Raw genomic sequence first — 17,293 nt, 5'->3', positions numbered from 1 at the left:
ATGCACGCACCCGCCTTTCACCTCGTGCGCCCGCCCGCAGCGGTGGTACCCTTGCTCAGCGTCAAACACGTCAGCCTGGAATACCGCACGGAGCAGCGCACCGTGCGCGCCACGCACGACGTCAGTTTCGACGTGTTCCGCGGCGACCGTTTCGTGCTGCTGGGGCCATCGGGCTGCGGCAAGTCGTCCCTGTTAAAAGCCGTGGCCGGCTTCATCGTGCCGCGCGCGGGCAGCATCGCCATGCAGGGCCAGCCCATCCAGAAACCGGGGCCGGACAGGGTCGTCGTGTTCCAGGAATTCGACCAGTTGCCGCCGTGGAAAACGGTACTGGACAACGTCATGTTCCCCTTGCTGGCCAGCAAGCGGCTGGACAAGGCGGCGGCCCGCGAGCGCGCCCATCACTGGATCGCCAAGGTGGGCCTGGCCGGCTTCGAGGATGCCCATCCGCATACCTTGTCGGGTGGCATGAAGCAGCGGGTGGCCATCGCCCGCGCCCTGGCCATGCAGCCGGAAGTGCTGCTGATGGACGAACCGTTCGCCGCCCTCGACGCCTTGACCCGGCGCAAGATGCAGGAAGAGCTGAGCCGGCTGTGGGAAGAGCTGCGTTTTACCCTCGTCTTCGTCACGCATTCGATCGAGGAAGCCTTGGTCGTGGGCAACCGCATCCTGCTGCTGTCGCCCCATCCGGGCAGGGTGCGCGCCGAGCTCAACAGTCATCAATTCGGCTTGCACAGCGCGGGCAGCGCGGAATTCCAGGCCGCCGGCAGCCGCATCCATGGTTTGCTGTTCGACGAGGAGGTTGCTCCTGTGCCGCAAGCAGAGCCGGCCCACCGGGAGGCCGTATGAGCGCGCTGCTGGAGCCGCCGATCCGCCAGGAATTCGTGTATGCGGCGCCGCCGCCGGCCGGCGTGGCCGTCGAGCGGCCGCTGTCGCGCTGGCAGCGTTTGACTCAGCATGCGCTGTGGCGCAAGGCCTTCATCTTGCTCAGCCTGGCCCTGCTGTGGGAAGGCGCGGCGCGCTGGACGCACAACGATTTGCTCTTGCCCGGTTTTATCCAGACGTCACAGGCGTTTATCGGCGGCATTATCAGCGGTGAATTGCTCACGCGCACGGCCGCGTCCCTGGTCGTCTTGCTGCAAGGCTATGCGGTGGGCGTATTGGCCGCCTTCGTGCTGACCCTGCTGGCCGTCTCCAGCCGCATCGGCCGCGACCTGCTGGAAACCCTGACGGCCATGTTGAACCCTTTGCCGGCCATCGCCCTGCTGCCGCTGGCCTTGCTGTGGTTCGGCCTGGGGCGCGCCAGTCTGATCTTCGTCATCGTCCATTCCGTGATGTGGCCGCTGGCCCTGAACACGTATGCGGGCTTCCAGGGCGTGCCGGAAACCCTGCGCATGGCGGGGCGCAACTACGGGCTGAGCGGCTTGCGCCTGGTGCTGCACATCCTCGTGCCGGGCGCCTTGCCCTCCATCGTCTCGGGCCTCAAGATCGGCTGGGCGTTTGCCTGGCGCACCCTGATCGCGGCCGAGCTGGTATTTGGCACGACCTCGGGGCAGGGCGGCCTGGGCTGGTATATCTTCCAGAACCGCAACGAGCTGTACACGGACAAGGTGTTCGCCGGCCTGGCGGCCGTCATCGTCATCGGCTTGCTGGTGGAAAACATCGGCTTTCGCAGCCTGGAGCGCGTGACTCTCAAGCGCTGGGGCATGCAGCGATAGTTACTTCAACATGGTGCGCGCCGCCGCGACGATCTGCCGCGACAGCTGCTCCATGCGCGGCGACTGCACCTTCCACGTGTGCCAGTACAGGGCCACGTCGGCCGGCGTCTTCGGCGTGAGCCTTTCCACCAGCTCGCCATCCGCGTTCGCCTGCAGCAGCAGTTCCGGCACCATGCCGTAGCCGAGGCCATAGCGGATGGCGTTGAAGTGCGAGGTGGCGCCCGGCACGTAATGGCAGGGGTAGGCCCCCTCGGGCAGACCCAGCGCGTCTTGCAGGAACGACGATTGCAGGGTGTCCTTGCGCGTGTAGGCGACGACGGGCGCCGCGCGCGCCGCCTTGCGCGTCAGACCATGCGGGAACCATTGCTGGCGGAACGCGGGCGTGGCCACCAGCCAGTAGCGCATCACGCCCAGCGGCTCGGCCGTGCAGCCGCGCATGGGTTTCGCTTCCGTGCTGATGCAGCCGATCGCCATGCCCGTTTCCAGCAAGGTGTAGGTGTGGTCCTGGTCTTCCACGGTCAGGTCCAGCAGCACGCGCTCGCGTATCAGCACCTGGGACAGGGCGGGGAAGAACCAGGTGCCCATGGAGTCCGCGTTCAGCGCCAGCACCAGGGTCAGCGGGGCATCCTGCTGCACCGCCAGTTCCGCCTGCAAGTCCGCTTCCAGCAGCTTGGCGCGCTTCAAATACTGCATCAGGCGCTGGCCCATGCGCGTGGCGCGCGCGGGACGGCTACGCACGATCAGCGCATTGCCCAGCTGGCTTTCCAGCGCGCGCACGCGCTGCGAAATGGCGGGCGACGTCAGGTGCAGCCGCAGCGCCGCCTGCTCGAAGCTGCCCGTTTCGACGACGGCGCGGAACGCTTCCGTGTGCTTGGGATTGAGATCCATGGTCACCGCCTGACATAAGAAAAATTTATCAATACTAAATAATACTTACTTTTTATAAGGATGAGTGTGTTGCAGTGCACAATGCCTCTTTGATGGAGTACCGCGCGCCTGCGCGCCGTCTCCTGGCAGCAGAGGAATCACTACATGCAAGCACAAGCGAACGACAGCACCACTCCCCCCCGCAAGCCCTTATCGACGCTGGCGCGCAAGCTGAAATTCGGCCTGGGATTGACCCTGGGCCTGGGCCTGGCCGGCGCGCTGGCGGGCGGCTGGTGGCTGCGCCAGGCGTGGCAGGATTTGCCCGCCGTCGAGCACCTGGCGCAGTACAAGCCCGCGCTGCCGCTGCGCATTTTCTCCAGCGAAGGCGAGCTGCTGGCCGAATACGGCGAAGAGCGCCGCGAATTTTTGCCCTTGAAGGATATCCCGCTGCGCATGCGCCAGGCCTTGCTGGCCATCGAGGATGCGCGTTTCTATGAACACGGCGCCGTCGATTTCTATGGCCTCACGCGCGCCACGCTGGCCAACGTCGTCACGGGCCACCATGCGCAGGGCGCCAGCACCATCACCATGCAGGTGGCGCGCGACTTCTTCCTGTCGCGAGAAAAAACCGTGCAGCGCAAGCTGACGGAGATGCTGCTCGCCTACAAGCTGGAACAGCACTACGGCAAGGACAAGCTGCTGGAGCTGTACATGAACCAGATCTACCTGGGCGAGCGCTCCTACGGTTTTTCCTCCGCCTCGAACATTTATTTCGACAAGCCGCTGGCCGATGTCAGCATCGCCGAGGCGGCCATGCTGGCCGGCTTGCCGAAGGCGCCGTCGGCCTACAACCCCGTCGCCAATCCGCAGCGCGCCGCCGTGCGCCAGCACTACATCCTGCAGCGCATGCGTGAACTGGGCTACATCACGCCGGCCGAATACACGGCCGCCGTGGCGGAAAAGCTGGCCCTGAACAAGGACCGCAACAGCTCCGTGCACGCGGCCGCGTATGCGGTGGAGGAAGCGCGCCAGCTGATCCTGCAAAGCTATCCCGAAGGCGCCTACAGCATGGGCCTGGACGTGACGACCACCATCCGCATGGCGCCGCAGCGTGCGGCCGACCAGTCGCTGCGCGATGGCTTATTGAATGCGCAGGCGCGGCGCGGCTATCGCGGCCCGGAAGCGCGCCTGGCCGCCTCCGCGGACGGCGTGGCGCGTCAGCTGGCCCCCTACCCGGACAGTGGCGAACTGCGCGCCGCCCTGGTGCGCAAGGTGGAGACGAGCGGCAAGCGCCAGCTGACGGCGCAGCTGCGCAATGGCGACGAGATCGTGCTGACGGCGTCGGATGCGCGCCTGGGCGGCAAGCTGCAATGGGATGGCAAGCGCGCCATCGTCGAGGGCAGCGTGATCCGCGTGACGCACGACGCGGCCAAGAAGCGCTGGCTGGTGAGCCAGCTGCCCGAGATGGAGGGCGCGCTCATTTCCGTCGAGGCGCACAGCGGCGAAATCGTCGCCATGGCGGGCGGCTTCGATTTCTACCGCAATCACTACAACCACGCAATGCAGGCCTACCGCCAGCCTGGCTCCAGCTTCAAGCCCTTCGTGTATTCGGCGGCGCTGGAAAAGGGATACTTTCCCGGCACGGCCGTGGACGATACGCAGCGCCTGCTGCTGCCGCGGGAAACGGGGGCGCAGCCGTGGCGTCCGCGCAATTACGGCAACAACTATGAAGGCTTCATCAGCGTGCGGCGCGGCCTCGTGCGTTCGAAAAACCTGGTGGCCGTCAGTCTGATGCAGGCGGCCGGTCCCGGCTACGTGCAGCACTACGCCACGCGCTTCGGCTTCGAGGGCGCGCGCAATCCCGTCTCGCTGCCGCTGGCGCTGGGCGCGGGCGCCGTCACGCCGCTGCAACTGGCGCAGTCGTATGCCGTGTTCGCCAACGGCGGCGTGCAGATGCCGCCGAAATTGATCAAGGAAGTGCGCAGCCGCAGCGGAGAAGTGCTGTTCAGCGATGCGGCGCCCCGCGCGAAAGGCGCGCCGGCACCGGGCACGCAGGTCATCTCCACGCGCAATGCCTACGTCATGGACAGCATGCTGCGCGATGTCGTCAAGAGCGGCACGGGACGCGGCGCGCTGGCGCTGGGACGCGGTGACGCGGCCGGCAAGACGGGGACATCCAATAACGCGTACGACGCCTGGTTCGCCGGCTATTCCTCGGGCCTCGTCTCCGTCGTCTGGCTCGGCTACGACCAGCCGAAAAGCCTGGGCAACGCCACCGGGGGCACCCTGGCGCTGCCCGTCTGGCGCGACTACATGCAGGTGGCCGTGCAGGGCCGCCGCGAGCAGGTGCTGGCTGAACCGCCAGGCCTGGCCCTGCTCGACGGCGATTACGTGTATGCCGAATACCTGGCCGGCGACTGCCTGCGGGATAACTTTGCCTTTATCCACAGCAGCGTCAGCTGCGGCAGCGGCGCAGCGGACACGCGCCTGGCGCACGGTGAAGCTGGCGATGGCGGTTCCAGCACTGGCACGAACGAGGCGCGCACCCTGAGCGAAGCGCGCGAACGCGAACAAATTCTCAAATCATTTTCGGAAGAGTAAGACCATGCTGTTATATACGATTTACCTGGTGGCGATCGTCGCCGAAGCGATGTCCGGCGCCATCATGGGCATGCGGCGCGGCATGGATTTGTTCGGCATCTGCATGATCGGCACCGTCACGGCGCTCGGCGGCGGCACCGTGCGCGACGTCCTGCTGGGGCACTATCCGCTGGGCTGGATCGCGCATCCCGAGTACCTGCTGTTTACCATCGGCGCGGCCGTCGTCACGGCCTTTGTCGCGCGCTACTTGCACCATCTGCGCGCCATCTTCCTGCTGGTCGATGGACTGGGCCTGGTGGCGTTTTGCGTGATCGGCTGCGACATCGCCATGTCGGCCAAGATGCATCCGGCCATCGTCGTGCTGGCGGGGATGATCACGGGCGTCTTCGGCGGCCTGCTGCGCGATATCCTGTGCAACCAGATTCCCCTCGTGCTGCAGCGCGAAGTGTATGCCACCGTGGCCCTGTTTACGGGCGCCCTGTATGTCGGCCTGCTGCACTTCAAGGTCGACAGCTCGGTGGCGCAGCTGGCGTCCATCGGCGCCGGCTTCCTGTTCCGTTTCCTGGCCCTGCATTTCGAATGGCGCCTGCCGAATTTCAATGGCGACCGCATACGGGGATTTGAATAGGGTGGGCGGCAGCTTCCTGATTATTTTTACGCGCGCTTAACCCCTTTTTCTGCGCCGCCGCGTTTCATGTTGGACACCCCAGCCAACCGGAGAAGAAGCGATGTCCAGCGCCCTCAAGATCACATTGATACTGTCCCTGCTGCTGTCGGCAGGCAGCCACGCCGCCGGCACGGCGCCGCGCAAGACCCTGGCGCCGTTCGCCAGCGAGCAAGCGTTGGGCAGTTACCTGCAGCAGCTGCAGGCGCGCCAGGAGGCCCTGCTGAGAGAGCAGCGGCAACTGCAGCGGGCCACGTCGCAGTACGCGGCGCAGCCCATGGCGGCGCCCCCACCGGCACCACCGGCCGCGCCGATGGCGGCGAAAGCCGCGCCGGTAGCCTCGGCAGAGGCGGCGGAATCCGTCACCAATGTGCAGACGGCGGGCGTGGACGAAGGCGGCATCGTCAAGCTGCATGGCAAGCACCTGGTGATGCTGCGGCGCGGCAAGCTGTTCACCGTGCAGGTGGGGGGCAATGCCTTGCAGCCCGTCGCCTCGCTCGACGCGTTCGCGCCGGGCAGCGACCCATCGGGCAGCTGGTATGACGAAATGCTGATCGATGGCGATACGGTGGTGGTGATCGGCTACAGCTACAGCCGTGGCGGCACGGAGATCGGCCTGTTCGACGTCAATGCGGACGGCAAGCTGGCCTACCGCGCCACCTACCACCTGCGCTCCAACGATTATTATTCCTCGCGCAATTATGCGAGCCGGCTGACAGGCGGCAAACTGGTGTTTTACTCGCCCCTGTCGCTGAACCTGCACCGGGGCGACCCGTTCGGCGGCTTCCCGGCGCTGCGCCGCTGGCGTCCGGACGCCGTGCCATCCGACTTCAGGCGCATCGCCCCGGCCACGCGCATCTACCGCACCGATGAAGAACCCGAGATCGGCGCCGGCCTGACCCTGCACACGGTCACCGTATGCGACCTGGCGCAGCGCGACATGCGCTGCGCTGCGACCGCCGTGATGGGGCCTCAGGGCCGCGTATTTTATGTGTCGGGCGAATCCGTTTTCGTGTGGACCACGCACCGGGGCCGCGACTCGGGCGTGTTCCGCATTCCCCTCGATGGTTCGGCGCCCAGCGCCCTGAAGGTGGCGGGCGCGCCCGTCGACCAGTTCTCGTTTCTGGAAAGTGCGGACGGCCACCTGAACGTCTTGCTGCGCGCCGAAGGCCAGGGCGACGCCATGTGGGATGGCGCAAGGGGGCGCGGCGACATGGCCTTGCTGCGCGTGCCATTGGCGTCGTTTTCCGATGGCCGCGACAGCGCACCCGCCGACAGCTACAAGGCGCTGCCCGGCGGTGGCGGCTACGGCCTGCAGAACCGCTATGTGGGGTCCTATCTGTTGTACGGCAATCCGGGAAACCCCGGACGCCGCCAGGCGGACCAGGCGTGGCCGCGCCAGCCCCTGTATGCCGTGCGCTGGGCCGATGCGGGCCGCGTGCAAGCCTTGTCCCTGCCGCACGGCGTGGAACGCATCGAGGCGCTGGGCGATGACGCCGTGGTGATCGGTGCGCAAGGAAAGGATCTGCACTTCAGCAGCATCCGCCTGGGGGTGCAGGCGGCGATTGCCGCGCGCTACATCCGCGTCGACGCGGCGCAGGGCGAGTCGCGCAGCCACGGCTTTTTCTACAAGCCGCAAACGGCCGGCGAGGGCATGATCGGCCTGCCCATCCTGGGCGCGGACGAGCGGCCTGGCCTGAACAAGTCCTCCGCGTCCGTGCTGTACCTACGTAACAGCGGCTTGCAGTTGACGGAACTGGGCGCGCTGGCGGCACGGCCGGGCCAGGCGCCAGACGACGGCTGCCGCGCGTCCTGCGTGGACTGGTACGGCAATGCGCGGCCCCTGTTCCTGCAGGGCCGGGTCTTCGCCCTGCTCGGCTATGAAGTGGTGGAAGGGGCGCTCAGGGATGGACGGATCCGCGAAGTGCGCCGCATCAGCTATGCGCCCATCGCGTCCATTGCATCCACTTTACGCTGAAGGAGCAGGGAAATTGTCGCCGCCGCGTAGTTCGGCTACACTGGTCCGCATGCCCGACACTTTACTCACCGCGACGGATGAAGAGCTGATGCTGCGCTACGGCGCCGGCGACCTGCCGTCGTTTCGCGAATTGTACCGGCGCCATAGCCAGGGCCTGTACCGCTTCGTGGCCTGGCGTTCGCCGCGCCGCGCATGGGTGGACGAGATCGTGCAGGATGCGTGGGCCAGCCTGCATGCGGCGCGCGGCGCTTACCGGCCGCAGGCGGCGTTCCGCACCTATCTGTACCAGATCGCGCGCAACCGCCTGATCGACCTGCTGCGCCAGCGGGAAGGCCAGGAACACGACGACGCGGGCGAACTGGCGGACGAGGGCGCATCGCCGCCGCAATCGCTGGAGCAGAAACAGCAGCACGCGCGGCTGCATGCGGCCATCGCCGCGCTGCCGGTGGAGCAGAAGGAAGCGCTGGTGCTGCAGCAGTTCAGCGGCATGAGCATCCTCGACATCGCCGTGGTGACGGGGGCGGAAGCGGAAACCGTCAAGAGCCGGCTGCGCTACGCCATGCAGAAATTGCGCGCGGGCTTGGACAGCGCCGCTGGCGCGGGAGGACAGGCATGAGTACGCACGATCAAGATCACGACGAACCGAATGACGAGGAATTGAATGCGCTGCTGGCCAGCCTGCCGCAACCGGCGCCTTCCAGCGCGCTCGATGCGGCCATTCTGGCGGACGCGAAAAAGGCCCTGCAGCAGCCGGCGGCCGCGAACGACAGCGCCGATGGCGTGCTGCGCACCTTGCCGGCCAAGAAATCGCCCGACTACCTGCAGCGCTGGCGCGTTCCACTGGGGCTGGCCGCCGCCGTGCTGCTGACGGTGAACCTGATCGGCGTGGACTGGTTCGGTTCGAAGCCGGCGCAGTTTCCCGTGGTCGGGGAGCCGGTCACGCAGGAAGTGATGCCAGCGGCGCCGGCACCGCGCACCATGGCGGTAGCCAAACCAGCGCTAGCGCCAGCGACGGACACGCATCAGGCCCCGGCACAGCGGGCGCTGGCCATGCCCGCGCCCGTCGCGGCAAAGCCGGCGCCGCTGCCGTCGCCGGCAAAACTCGACGCTTCCGTGTGGCTGGTGAAGATCGACGCCCTGCTCAAGGCAGGCGAGAGCACGTTGGCGCAGGAGGAGTGGACGGCGTTCCGGCACGCATATCCCGACTATCCGGTGGCCGAGGAGCTGCGGCAGCGGCTGGAGAAAAAGTAAAAAACGCTAGACGATCCCCTTCCGGCGTTCCCACACGGCGCTGCCGACGAAAATCGCGGCGCACACCCACATCACGGCCGGCAGGGCGTTCACGCCCGCCGACTGCATCAGCACCCCCGTCAGCAGCGGGCCGCCGCCGCTGGTGACGCCCCAGGTGGCGTTGACGATGGCGCTGGCGCTGGTCAGCGACAGGCCCGTGAAACGCTCGCCGCACGCCACCAGCGCCAGCATGTAGATGCCGCCCGCCGCCGCGCCCAGCAACAGCAGCAGGGTCCACCACAGCCACGGCGTGCCGACGGCGAACGGCAGCAGCGGCAGCAGCAGGCAGACGGCCACGCCGCAGCCCGCGTGGACTTTGGCGCGGCCGAAGCGGTCGGCCATCCAGCCCAGCGCGAATTGCAGGCCCGTGTCGCCCACCAGCACCACGGTGGCCGACAGCAGGGCCAGGTCCGTGACGATGCCATGCTCCATCGCGTACAGCGGCAGCAAGCTCAAGGCCAGCGTATCGAACAGGGCGAAGAAGGCGGCGCCCAGCACGATCATCGGCATGCGCGGCAGGATCAGGGTCCACTTGACGCCCTGTTCTTCCGGCTCGCGTTCCGGGCCGCCGTTCGAGATCAGCATCAGGCCCGGCACGGCCAGCAAGAACAGCAGGCCGCAGGCGGCGAAGCTCCAGCTGATCTTGTCGTTGAACAGCGCCACGAGGGCGGGGCCGATCAGCTGGAAGAAGGTAAAGCTGGTGGTGTACATGGCCACGACGCGCCCGCGCGAGTTGTCGGGCGCCAGGCGGTTGACCCACGCTTCGCCGATGGTAAACAGCACGCCCATGGCGCCGCCGAACAGGAAGCGCAGCACGCTCCACGCCAGCAGGTGGTCGGTACACTGCATGGCGATCGTCGCCAGCGAAGCTACCCACACGGCGCCCAGCATGGTGGCGCGCGCGCCGAAGCGCCCCACCCAGCGCGAGACGAAGGGCGAGGCGGCCAGGATGCCGAGGGCGCTGACGGCCGTGATCATGCCGATGATGTCCGTGCCCACGCCGCGCTGGTGCAGGGTCAGGGCGGTGAGCGGCATGGTGGCGCCCAGGCCCAGGCCGACCACGCCGATGCTGACCACGAGGGCGAAGAAGTCGCGCCACGGCATGTGCTTCATGGCTGCTCCCGCAGGGTGGGAAAGGTGCTTGTGAAGACTGGTAAACGGTGTGGATGCATGGGAAAGTAGGGGACTTTGCCTGCGGCGCTGGTGTTTGGCGCCGGACGGGCATATGATGATTTTAATAGAGGCAATATTGCAAAGCCGTAGTGTAGGCGATGTGTGCCGCCGCTGGCCACGTCCATCGGTGTGGCCGACTCTACCGGCTCTGCTGTACAGTGAAGCGAGCGGCAGCGCCGTCATGGTGCTGTCATTGGATCGTCACGCCAGCGAGGTAGCTCCATGCGCCGTCCCATCGTTCTCGTTCCCGCTTGCCAGCGCCAGCTTGGCAGTCACGCCTGGCACATGGCGCAGGACAAATATCTGCGCGCCGTGCTGCGCGGCGCCGGCTGCATGCCGCTGCTGTTGCCGGCCCTGGGCGCGGATGCGGACCTGGAAGCGGCGCTGCTCATCGCCGACGGCGTCATGCTGACCGGATCGGCCTCGAACGTCGATGCGCGCCTGTATGGCGAAGACATCCTGCATCCCGACTTGCCGCAAGACCCCGCGCGCGACGCCACCACCTTGCCCCTGATCCGCGCCGCGCTGGCGCGCCAGCTGCCCCTGCTGGCGATTTGCCGCGGCTTCCAGGAAGTCAACGTGGCCCTGGGCGGCAGCCTGCACCAGGCCGTGCACGCGGTGCCGGGCATGCAGGACCACCGGGAAAACGTGCTCGACCCGCTGGCGCGCCAGTACGCACCCGCGCACCGCATCAAGCTGATGCCCGACGGCTTGCTGTCACGGCTGCTGGGTGGCGAGAGCGAGATGCTGGTCAATTCCCTGCATGGCCAGGGCATCGCCAGGCTGGCCGATGGCTTGCTGGTGGAAGCGCTGGCCGACGACGGCCTGGTGGAAGCGTACACGGTGGCCAGCGCCGCCGGTTTCACCCTGGCCGTGCAATGGCACCCGGAATGGCAGGTGGAAGACAACCCGCAGTCCATGCGGCTGTTCGATGCCTTCGGCCAGGCATGCCGCGATTACCAGGAACAGCGGCACAGAAAAAAAGAATGACAGGACGGGATGACAGGCGCGCCGCCCGCAGTACGCGGTGTTTGATCAAGACCAACGAGAGGGAAACATGGCAATACGCGAAAATTTCACCTATACGGACATGGATTTGTGGCTCAATGAAAAGCGCGTCACGGAAATCGAGTGCCTGGTGCCCGATTTGACGGGCGTGGCGCGCGGGAAGATCCTGCCGCGCGGGAAGTTCACCCAGGAGCGCGGCATGCGCATCCCCGAAGCGGTACTGGGCATGACGGTGACGGGCAATTACCCGGTCGACGATGGCGGCTACGACCGCGCCATTTCCAGCACCGACCGCGACATGATCTTGAAGGCCGACCCCACCACCATCACCATGGTGCCGTGGGCTACGGACCCCACCGCGCAAGTCATCCATGACTGTTATTTTTCCGATGGCATGCTGGTCGATTTCGCTCCAAGATCCGTGCTGCGGCGCGTGCTGAAACTGTATGCGGACAAGGGCTGGAAACCCGTGGTGGCGCCCGAGCTGGAGTTCTACCTGACGGCGAAGAACATGGACCCCGACCTGCCCCTGAAGCCGCCCATCGGGCGCAGCGGCCGGGCCGAGACGAGCCGCCAGGTGTACAGCATCGACGCCGTCAACGAGTTCGATCCGCTGTTCGAGGATATCTACGATTACTGCGAACTGATGAACCTTGACGTCGACACCCTGATCCACGAGATCGGCGCGGGGCAGATGGAAATCAACTTCCTGCATGGCGACCCGCTGGGCCTGGCCGACAAGGTCTTCTTCTTCAAGCGTACCCTGCGCGAAGCGGCCCTGAAACACGATATGTACGCCACCTTCATGGCCAAGCCCATGGCGGGCGAGCCGGGGTCCGCCATGCACGTGCACCAGAGCGTGACGGATGCGAAGACGGGCCTGAATATCTTCAGCAACGAGGATGGCTCGGCCGCGCCCATCTTCAAGCATTACATCGCGGGCTTGCAGCGCTACATGCCGTCGGCCATGGCCATCGTCGCGCCCTACGTCAATTCCTACCGCCGCATCGTGCGCCATACGGCCGCGCCCATCAACATCCAGTGGGGCCTGGACAACCGCACCGTGGGCTTTCGCGTGCCCGAATCGGGCGTGCAGGACCGCCGCGTGGAAAACCGCATCATCGGCGCCGACGCGAATCCCTACCTGGCCCTGGCCGTGACCCTGGCCTGCGGCTACCTGGGCATGACGGAGCAGCTGGAAGCGACGCCGATGATGGTGGGCAGCGCCTACGACATGAAGTTCGAACTGCCGCAAGGCTTGCCCGAGGCCCTGCAGCTGCTGCGCGCGGAAGACAAGCTGCGCACCGTGCTGGGCGAGCGCTTCATCGACGTGTATGCGGCCATCAAGGACCTGGAGCACCAGGAATTCATGACGGTGATCAGTCCGTGGGAGCGCGAACATCTGCTGCTCCACGTTTAAGAAAGGACCGCAATGAACACATCCAACAATCCGCTGGCGCCAGGCGCCGCTTTTGTCGCCTCCGTGGCGCAAAAGAACGCGGCGCCGCAGGTGTACGACACGGCCGCCATCCAGCAGATGGACTCGGCCCATTACCTGCATCCCTTCACCGATTTCCAGGACCTGGCCAGCAAGGGCGCGCGCGTGATCGTGCGCGGCGATGGCGTCTACCTGTGGGATAGCCAGGGCAGGAAGATCGTCGACGGCATGTCGGGCCTGTGGTGCGTCAACGTGGGCTACGGCCGCACGTCGATCTCGCAAGCCGTGTACCGGCAGATGGAGACGCTGCCCTTCTATAACAGCTTCTTTGGCACGACCAACGTGCCGGCCGCGCAGCTGGCGGCCAAGCTGGCGCGCATCTCTCCGCCGCAATTCCAGCACGTGTTCTTCACCAGTTCCGGTTCCGAGGGCAACGACACGAATGTGCGCATGGTGCGCCGCTACTGGGATATCCTCGGCCACAAGGAGCGTCACACCATCATCAGCCGCCACAACGCGTATCACGGCAGCACGGTGGCGGGAGCGTCGCTGGGCGGCATGGACGGCATGCACGCGCAGGGCGGCCTGCCCATCCCCGGCATCGCGCATATCGGCCAGCCCAATTACCTGGAGTCTGGCCATGGCTTGACGCCGGAAGCGTTCGGCCTGAAGGCGGCCGGCTGGCTGGAAGACAAAATCCTGGAAATCGGCGCCGGCAAGGTGGCTGCCTTCATCGGCGAGCCGGTGCAGGGCGCCGGTGGCGTCATCATCCCGCCATCGACTTACTGGCCCGAGATCCAGCGCATCTGCGACAAGTACGGCATCTTGCTCATCGCCGATGAAGTCATCTGCGGCTTCGGCCGCCTGGGGCGCTGGTTCGGCTCGGAGCTGTTCGGCATCAAGCCCGACCTGATCACCTTTGCCAAGGGCGTCACCTCGGGCTATGTGCCGCTGGGCGGCGTGCTGGTGGGCGACAGGGTGGCCAAGGTGCTGATCGAGCAGGGCGGCGAGTTCACGCACGGTTTCACGTATTCCGGCCACCCCGTCGCCTGCGCGGCCGCGCTGGAAAACATCCGCATCATCGAGGAAGAGCAGCTGGTGGCGAAGGTGGCCGAGGATACGGGACCCTACCTGCAGCAGTGCTTCGCCAGCCTGGGCGAACATCCGCTGGTCGGCTACGCGGACAGCTGCGGCCTGGTCGCGGGCCTGAACCTGGTGCGCAGGAAGGGCGCCACCGTGCACGAGAACGAGCTGTTCGACGAGAGCCTGGGCGTGGGCATGATCTGCCGCGGCCACATGTTCGACAATGGCGTCATCATGCGCGCCGTGGGCGAACGCATGATCGTCGCCCCGCCGCTGGTGATGACGCGCGCGCAGATCGATGAGATGGTGGCGTTAATACGCCTGTGCCTGGACAAGACCCATGCGGACGTGAAAGCGAAGGGCTGGGTGTAGGTTTTTGCCCCATTTTGCCGCTATCTGCGCATTTTTTGGACCAGAATCGCGGCAGTTCCGCTAAACTTCCATCCTGGCCGCTCGTTGTAGCGGCCAGTTTTTCATTTTGACACCCTCTTACCCAGAAGCTACCCACAATGACGATAGCAACACCAGCCGCGTCGGCCAGCGACGCCCCAGCGCCTTTCTTGCTGATTGATCAATTGGTCAAGGAATTCGATGGCGTGCGCGCCGTCAATGATATTTCCGTGACGATCAACAAGGGCGAGATTTTCGCCCTGCTGGGCAGTTCAGGTTGCGGTAAATCGACCCTGCTGCGCATGCTGGCTGGCTTCGAGACGCCGACGTCGGGGCGCATCGCCCTGGCCGGCAACAGCATCGTCGATGTGCCGCCGCACCAGCGGCCCATCAACATGATGTTCCAGTCGTACGCGCTGTTCCCCCATCTGTCCGTGTGGGACAACATCGCCTTCGGCCTGCGCCGCGACGGCTTGCCGAAGGCGGAAGTGGCGGCGCGGGTCGAGCAGATGCTGGCGCTGGTGCAACTGGGCCAATATGCGAAGCGCAAGCCGCACCAGCTGTCGGGCGGCCAGCAGCAGCGCGTGGCGCTGGCGCGCAGCCTGGCCAAGCGGCCGCAGTTGCTACTGCTCGACGAGCCGCTGGGCGCGCTCGACAAGAAACTGCGCGAGCGCACGCAGATGGAACTGGTGAACATCATCGAGCAGGTGGGCGTCACCTGCGTGATGGTCACGCACGACCAGGACGAGGCCATGAGCATGGCCACGCGCATCGCCGTCATGAGCGAAGGGCGCATCCTGCAGGTAGGCCCGCCCGGCGAAATCTACGAGACGCCGAATTGCCGCTTCGTCGCCGACTTCATCGGCAGCGTCAACCTGTTCGACGGCCGCATCACGGAAGATGAACCCGATCACGTGGTCATCGACACGCCCGACGGCCGCCAGTATGTCGCGCACGGCATCACGGGCAACCTGGGCATGGATGTCTCGGTGGCCGTGCGCCCCGAAAAAATCGGCATCCAGATCGCGCCCCCCGCGCTGGAGGAGCGCGCGTCGCCGGCGGAACACGGCTACAACTGCGCCCAGGGCGTGATCGTCGCCATGGCGTATTTTGGCAATGAAACCAGCTACCACGTGCGCCTCGACAGCGGCACGGTGGTGAAAGTCTCGCGCACCAACGCGGCCCGCCACGACGCCGCGCGCCTCGAGCGCGAGCAGCGCGTGTGGGTGTGGTGGGATGGCGCCGACATCGTCGTGCTGACCAGCTGAGGCCATCATGACGTCCATTTTGCAAGCGCTGCGCCACTTTGTCACCCTGCGCTGGATCACGGGGAAAAATGCGGGCCGCACCGCCGTCATCGCCGTGCCGTCGCTGTTCCTGGCGGCCGCCTTTCTGGTTCCCTTCCTGATCGTGCTGCGCATCAGCCTGTCCGACATGGACACGGCGGGCAGTCCGTTCGGCGGCTTGCTGTCGTATGTCGACGGCATCGTCGTGCTGAAGGTCAAAATCGCCAACTACCTGTTCATCGCCGCCGATGAACTGTATCTGCTCACCTACCTCAGTTCCATCAAGTATGCGGCCATCACCACGGCCATCTGCCTGTGCATCGGCTACCCGTTCGCCTATTTCATGGCGCGCGCCAAACCGTCCATCCGGCCCGTGCTGATGATGCTGGTGATGCTGCCGTTCTGGACCTCGTTCCTGCTGCGCGTGTATGCGTGGAAGGGCATCCTGGCCAACCACGGCCTGCTCAACGACCTGCTGCTGGCGCTGGGCGTGGTGAGCGAACCGCTGCACATGATGAATACTTCGTTTTCGCTGGTGGTCGGCATGGTGTACGCCTATCTGCCCTTCATGATCCTGCCCCTGTACGCCAACCTGGTCAAAATGGACATGCGCTACCTGGAAGCGGCGGCCGACCTGGGCGCCACGCCGTTGCAGGCGTTCTGGCGCATCACGGTGCCGCTGTCGAAGTCGGGCATCATCGCCGGCGCCATGCTGGTGTTCATTCCATCCGTTGGGGAATACGTGATTCCCGAGCTGCTGGGCGGCCCGGAAACCTTGATGATCGGCCGCGTGCTGTGGGATGAATACTTCACCAATAACGACTGGGCCATGGCTTCGTCGGTGACGGTGCTGGTGGTCTTGCTGATCCTCGTGCCGATGGCCATTTTTAACAAATACAAGACGGACCAGGACGCGGAGGAGCGCTCATGAACGGACGTACCTTTTTGCAGCGCTGGTTCGGCCGCGGCTGGCTCTCGCTCGGCTACCTGTTCCTCTACCTGCCCATCATCGTGCTGATCGTCTTCTCGTTCAACAGCTCGCGCCAGGACATGGTGTGGAGCGGCTTTTCGCTGCGCTGGTACCAGGAGCTGATGAGCGACACGGAAATCATCTCGGGCTTCGGCTTGTCCCTGAAGATCGCCTTCATGTCGGCCACGTCTTCCGTCATCCTCGGCACCTTTGCCGCCTTTGCCTTGAACAGCTATCAGCGCTTCCGTGGCCGCACGCTGTTTTCGTCCATGGTCAGCGCGCCTTTGGTGATGCCGGAAGTGATCATCGGTCTGTCCCTGCTGCTGATGCTGGTGTCCATGCAAAAAGTCTTCGGCTTTCCCGAACGGGGCGTGCTGACCATCTGGCTCGGCCACACCCTGCTGGGCATGGCGTATGCGGCCGTGGTGGTGCAGTCGCGGCTGCAGGAAATGAGCAAGTCCCTGGCCGAAGCGGCGATGGACCTGGGCTGCCGCGCGCACCAGGTGTTCTTCCTCGTGACCCTGCCGAACATCACGCAGGCGCTGGCATCGGCCTGGCTGCTGACGTTTACCCTGTCGCTCGACGACGTGGTGCTGTCGGCCTTCCTGTCCGGCCCCGGTTCGACGACGATGCCGCTGGTGATCTTCTCGCGCGCGCGCCTGGGACTCGACCCGCGCGTGAACGCCATCGCCGCGCTGACCATCCTGGTGGTGACGCTCGCCGTGATCGCGTATGCCGTGATGCTGGCGCGCGCCGACCGCAGGCGGCGCAGGCAACTGTCCGCGGCCTATTCGGCGGATCAGGAGTAAGCTGGCGTTTTCACCTTGCAG

15 protein-coding genes are annotated in these 17,293 nt (G+C 65.7%); 13 read left to right on the top strand and 2 right to left on the bottom strand.

What is annotated here, in order from left to right:
* Both J0O65_RS01150 and J0O65_RS01145 read left to right on the top strand, forming a co-directional pair.
* The gene (locus J0O65_RS01150; RefSeq protein WP_215403304.1) at window positions 1-846 is read left to right on the top strand and encodes an ABC transporter ATP-binding protein; all 846 of its coding nucleotides are present in this window, start codon (window positions 1-3) and stop codon (window positions 844-846) included.
* The gene (locus tag J0O65_RS01145) at window positions 843-1,715 is read left to right on the top strand and encodes an ABC transporter permease (RefSeq protein ID WP_215403302.1); all 873 of its coding nucleotides are present in this window, start codon (window positions 843-845) and stop codon (window positions 1,713-1,715) included. Before J0O65_RS01150 ends, J0O65_RS01145 begins: the two co-directional genes overlap by 4 nt.
* Here the strand turns inward: J0O65_RS01145 and J0O65_RS01140 are convergent, their stop codons facing one another.
* Window positions 1,716-2,609, bottom strand: coding sequence for an HTH-type transcriptional regulator ArgP (locus J0O65_RS01140; RefSeq protein WP_215403300.1), 894 nt, complete (start codon window positions 2,607-2,609; stop codon window positions 1,716-1,718).
* Window positions 2,610-2,747: 138 nt separating this feature from the next.
* Between J0O65_RS01140 and J0O65_RS01135 the strand changes: the two genes are divergently transcribed.
* The 5 genes from J0O65_RS01135 to J0O65_RS01115 all read left to right on the top strand — a co-directional run bounded on the left by J0O65_RS01135 (window position 2,748) and on the right by J0O65_RS01115 (window position 9,076).
* Window positions 2,748-5,183: a penicillin-binding protein 1A gene (locus J0O65_RS01135; RefSeq protein ID WP_215403298.1), complete on the top strand. Its 2,436-nt coding sequence runs from the start codon at window positions 2,748-2,750 to the stop codon at window positions 5,181-5,183.
* A gap of 4 nt (window positions 5,184-5,187) precedes the next feature.
* The gene (locus tag J0O65_RS01130) at window positions 5,188-5,811 is read left to right on the top strand and encodes a trimeric intracellular cation channel family protein (RefSeq protein WP_071075300.1); all 624 of its coding nucleotides are present in this window, start codon (window positions 5,188-5,190) and stop codon (window positions 5,809-5,811) included.
* 100 nt (window positions 5,812-5,911) lie between these two features.
* Complete coding sequence (locus J0O65_RS01125; RefSeq protein ID WP_215403296.1) at window positions 5,912-7,825, top strand: beta-propeller domain-containing protein; 1,914 nt, start codon at window positions 5,912-5,914, stop codon at window positions 7,823-7,825.
* 49 nt (window positions 7,826-7,874) lie between these two features.
* Window positions 7,875-8,441: a sigma-70 family RNA polymerase sigma factor gene (locus tag J0O65_RS01120; RefSeq protein ID WP_251373212.1), complete on the top strand. Its 567-nt coding sequence runs from the start codon at window positions 7,875-7,877 to the stop codon at window positions 8,439-8,441.
* Entirely contained in the window at window positions 8,438-9,076 is a 639-nt protein-coding gene (locus J0O65_RS01115; protein ID WP_215403294.1) for a hypothetical protein, read from the top strand. The genes J0O65_RS01120 and J0O65_RS01115 overlap by 4 nt, the downstream gene beginning before the upstream one ends.
* Before the next feature lie 6 nt (window positions 9,077-9,082).
* On the opposite strand, the gene J0O65_RS01110 is transcribed toward J0O65_RS01115, so the two are convergent.
* On the bottom strand, window positions 9,083-10,471 hold the full coding sequence (locus tag J0O65_RS01110) for an MFS transporter (RefSeq protein ID WP_502793528.1): 1,389 nt from the start codon (window positions 10,469-10,471) through the stop codon (window positions 9,083-9,085).
* A 39-nt stretch (window positions 10,472-10,510) separates the two neighbouring features.
* Here J0O65_RS01110 and J0O65_RS01105 point away from each other — a divergent pair, with 39 nt between their 5' ends.
* The 6 genes from J0O65_RS01105 to J0O65_RS01080 all read left to right on the top strand — a co-directional run bounded on the left by J0O65_RS01105 (window position 10,511) and on the right by J0O65_RS01080 (window position 17,272).
* Entirely contained in the window at window positions 10,511-11,278 is a 768-nt protein-coding gene (locus J0O65_RS01105) for a gamma-glutamyl-gamma-aminobutyrate hydrolase family protein (RefSeq protein WP_215403291.1), read from the top strand.
* A 67-nt stretch (window positions 11,279-11,345) separates the two neighbouring features.
* Window positions 11,346-12,716, top strand: a complete 1,371-nt coding sequence (locus tag J0O65_RS01100; RefSeq protein ID WP_086137893.1) for a glutamine synthetase family protein — start codon at window positions 11,346-11,348, stop codon at window positions 12,714-12,716.
* A 12-nt stretch (window positions 12,717-12,728) separates the two neighbouring features.
* Window positions 12,729-14,189 carry an aspartate aminotransferase family protein gene (locus tag J0O65_RS01095; protein ID WP_215403289.1) on the top strand — a complete coding sequence of 487 codons (1,461 nt, stop codon included), beginning with the start codon at window positions 12,729-12,731 and terminating at the stop codon, window positions 14,187-14,189.
* Window positions 14,190-14,326: 137 nt separating this feature from the next.
* A complete protein-coding gene (locus J0O65_RS01090) occupies window positions 14,327-15,475 on the top strand; it encodes an ABC transporter ATP-binding protein (RefSeq protein WP_215403287.1) in 1,149 nt (382 codons plus the stop codon).
* Between the two features lie 7 nt (window positions 15,476-15,482).
* Window positions 15,483-16,424, top strand: coding sequence for an ABC transporter permease subunit (locus J0O65_RS01085; RefSeq protein WP_251373211.1), 942 nt, complete (start codon window positions 15,483-15,485; stop codon window positions 16,422-16,424).
* Entirely contained in the window at window positions 16,421-17,272 is an 852-nt protein-coding gene (locus J0O65_RS01080; protein ID WP_215403285.1) for an ABC transporter permease, read from the top strand. The genes J0O65_RS01085 and J0O65_RS01080 overlap by 4 nt, the downstream gene beginning before the upstream one ends.
* Window positions 17,273-17,293: the final 21 nt, after the last annotated feature.

The sequence above is a fragment of the Janthinobacterium sp. JC611 genome (assembly GCF_018682595.1).
Taxonomy (GTDB): domain Bacteria; phylum Pseudomonadota; class Gammaproteobacteria; order Burkholderiales; family Burkholderiaceae_D; genus Janthinobacterium.
The sequence above is the reverse complement of the archived record's forward strand: the minus strand, read 5'-3'. Positions and strand labels throughout refer to the sequence as shown.

Bases quoted from the DNA above. Each gene is read 5' to 3' on its own strand.
- J0O65_RS01090 (WP_215403287.1), top strand. From the start codon at position 14,327: ATGACGATAGCAACACCAGCCGCGTCGGCCAGCGACGCCCCAGCGCCT.
- J0O65_RS01135 (WP_215403298.1), top strand. From the start codon at position 2,748: ATGCAAGCACAAGCGAACGACAGCACCACTCCCCCCCGCAAGCCCTTA.
- J0O65_RS01125 (WP_215403296.1), top strand. From the start codon at position 5,912: ATGTCCAGCGCCCTCAAGATCACATTGATACTGTCCCTGCTGCTGTCG.
- J0O65_RS01130 (WP_071075300.1), top strand. From the start codon at position 5,188: ATGCTGTTATATACGATTTACCTGGTGGCGATCGTCGCCGAAGCGATG.
- J0O65_RS01095 (WP_215403289.1), top strand. From the start codon at position 12,729: ATGAACACATCCAACAATCCGCTGGCGCCAGGCGCCGCTTTTGTCGCC.
- J0O65_RS01145 (WP_215403302.1), top strand. From the start codon at position 843: ATGAGCGCGCTGCTGGAGCCGCCGATCCGCCAGGAATTCGTGTATGCG.
- J0O65_RS01110 (WP_502793528.1), bottom strand. From the start codon at position 10,471: ATGACGGCGCTGCCGCTCGCTTCACTGTACAGCAGAGCCGGTAGAGTC.
- J0O65_RS01085 (WP_251373211.1), top strand. From the start codon at position 15,483: ATGACGTCCATTTTGCAAGCGCTGCGCCACTTTGTCACCCTGCGCTGG.
- J0O65_RS01100 (WP_086137893.1), top strand. From the start codon at position 11,346: ATGGCAATACGCGAAAATTTCACCTATACGGACATGGATTTGTGGCTC.
- J0O65_RS01080 (WP_215403285.1), top strand. From the start codon at position 16,421: ATGAACGGACGTACCTTTTTGCAGCGCTGGTTCGGCCGCGGCTGGCTC.
- J0O65_RS01105 (WP_215403291.1), top strand. From the start codon at position 10,511: ATGCGCCGTCCCATCGTTCTCGTTCCCGCTTGCCAGCGCCAGCTTGGC.
- J0O65_RS01120 (WP_251373212.1), top strand. From the start codon at position 7,875: ATGCCCGACACTTTACTCACCGCGACGGATGAAGAGCTGATGCTGCGC.
- J0O65_RS01115 (WP_215403294.1), top strand. From the start codon at position 8,438: ATGAGTACGCACGATCAAGATCACGACGAACCGAATGACGAGGAATTG.
- J0O65_RS01150 (WP_215403304.1), top strand. From the start codon at position 1: ATGCACGCACCCGCCTTTCACCTCGTGCGCCCGCCCGCAGCGGTGGTA.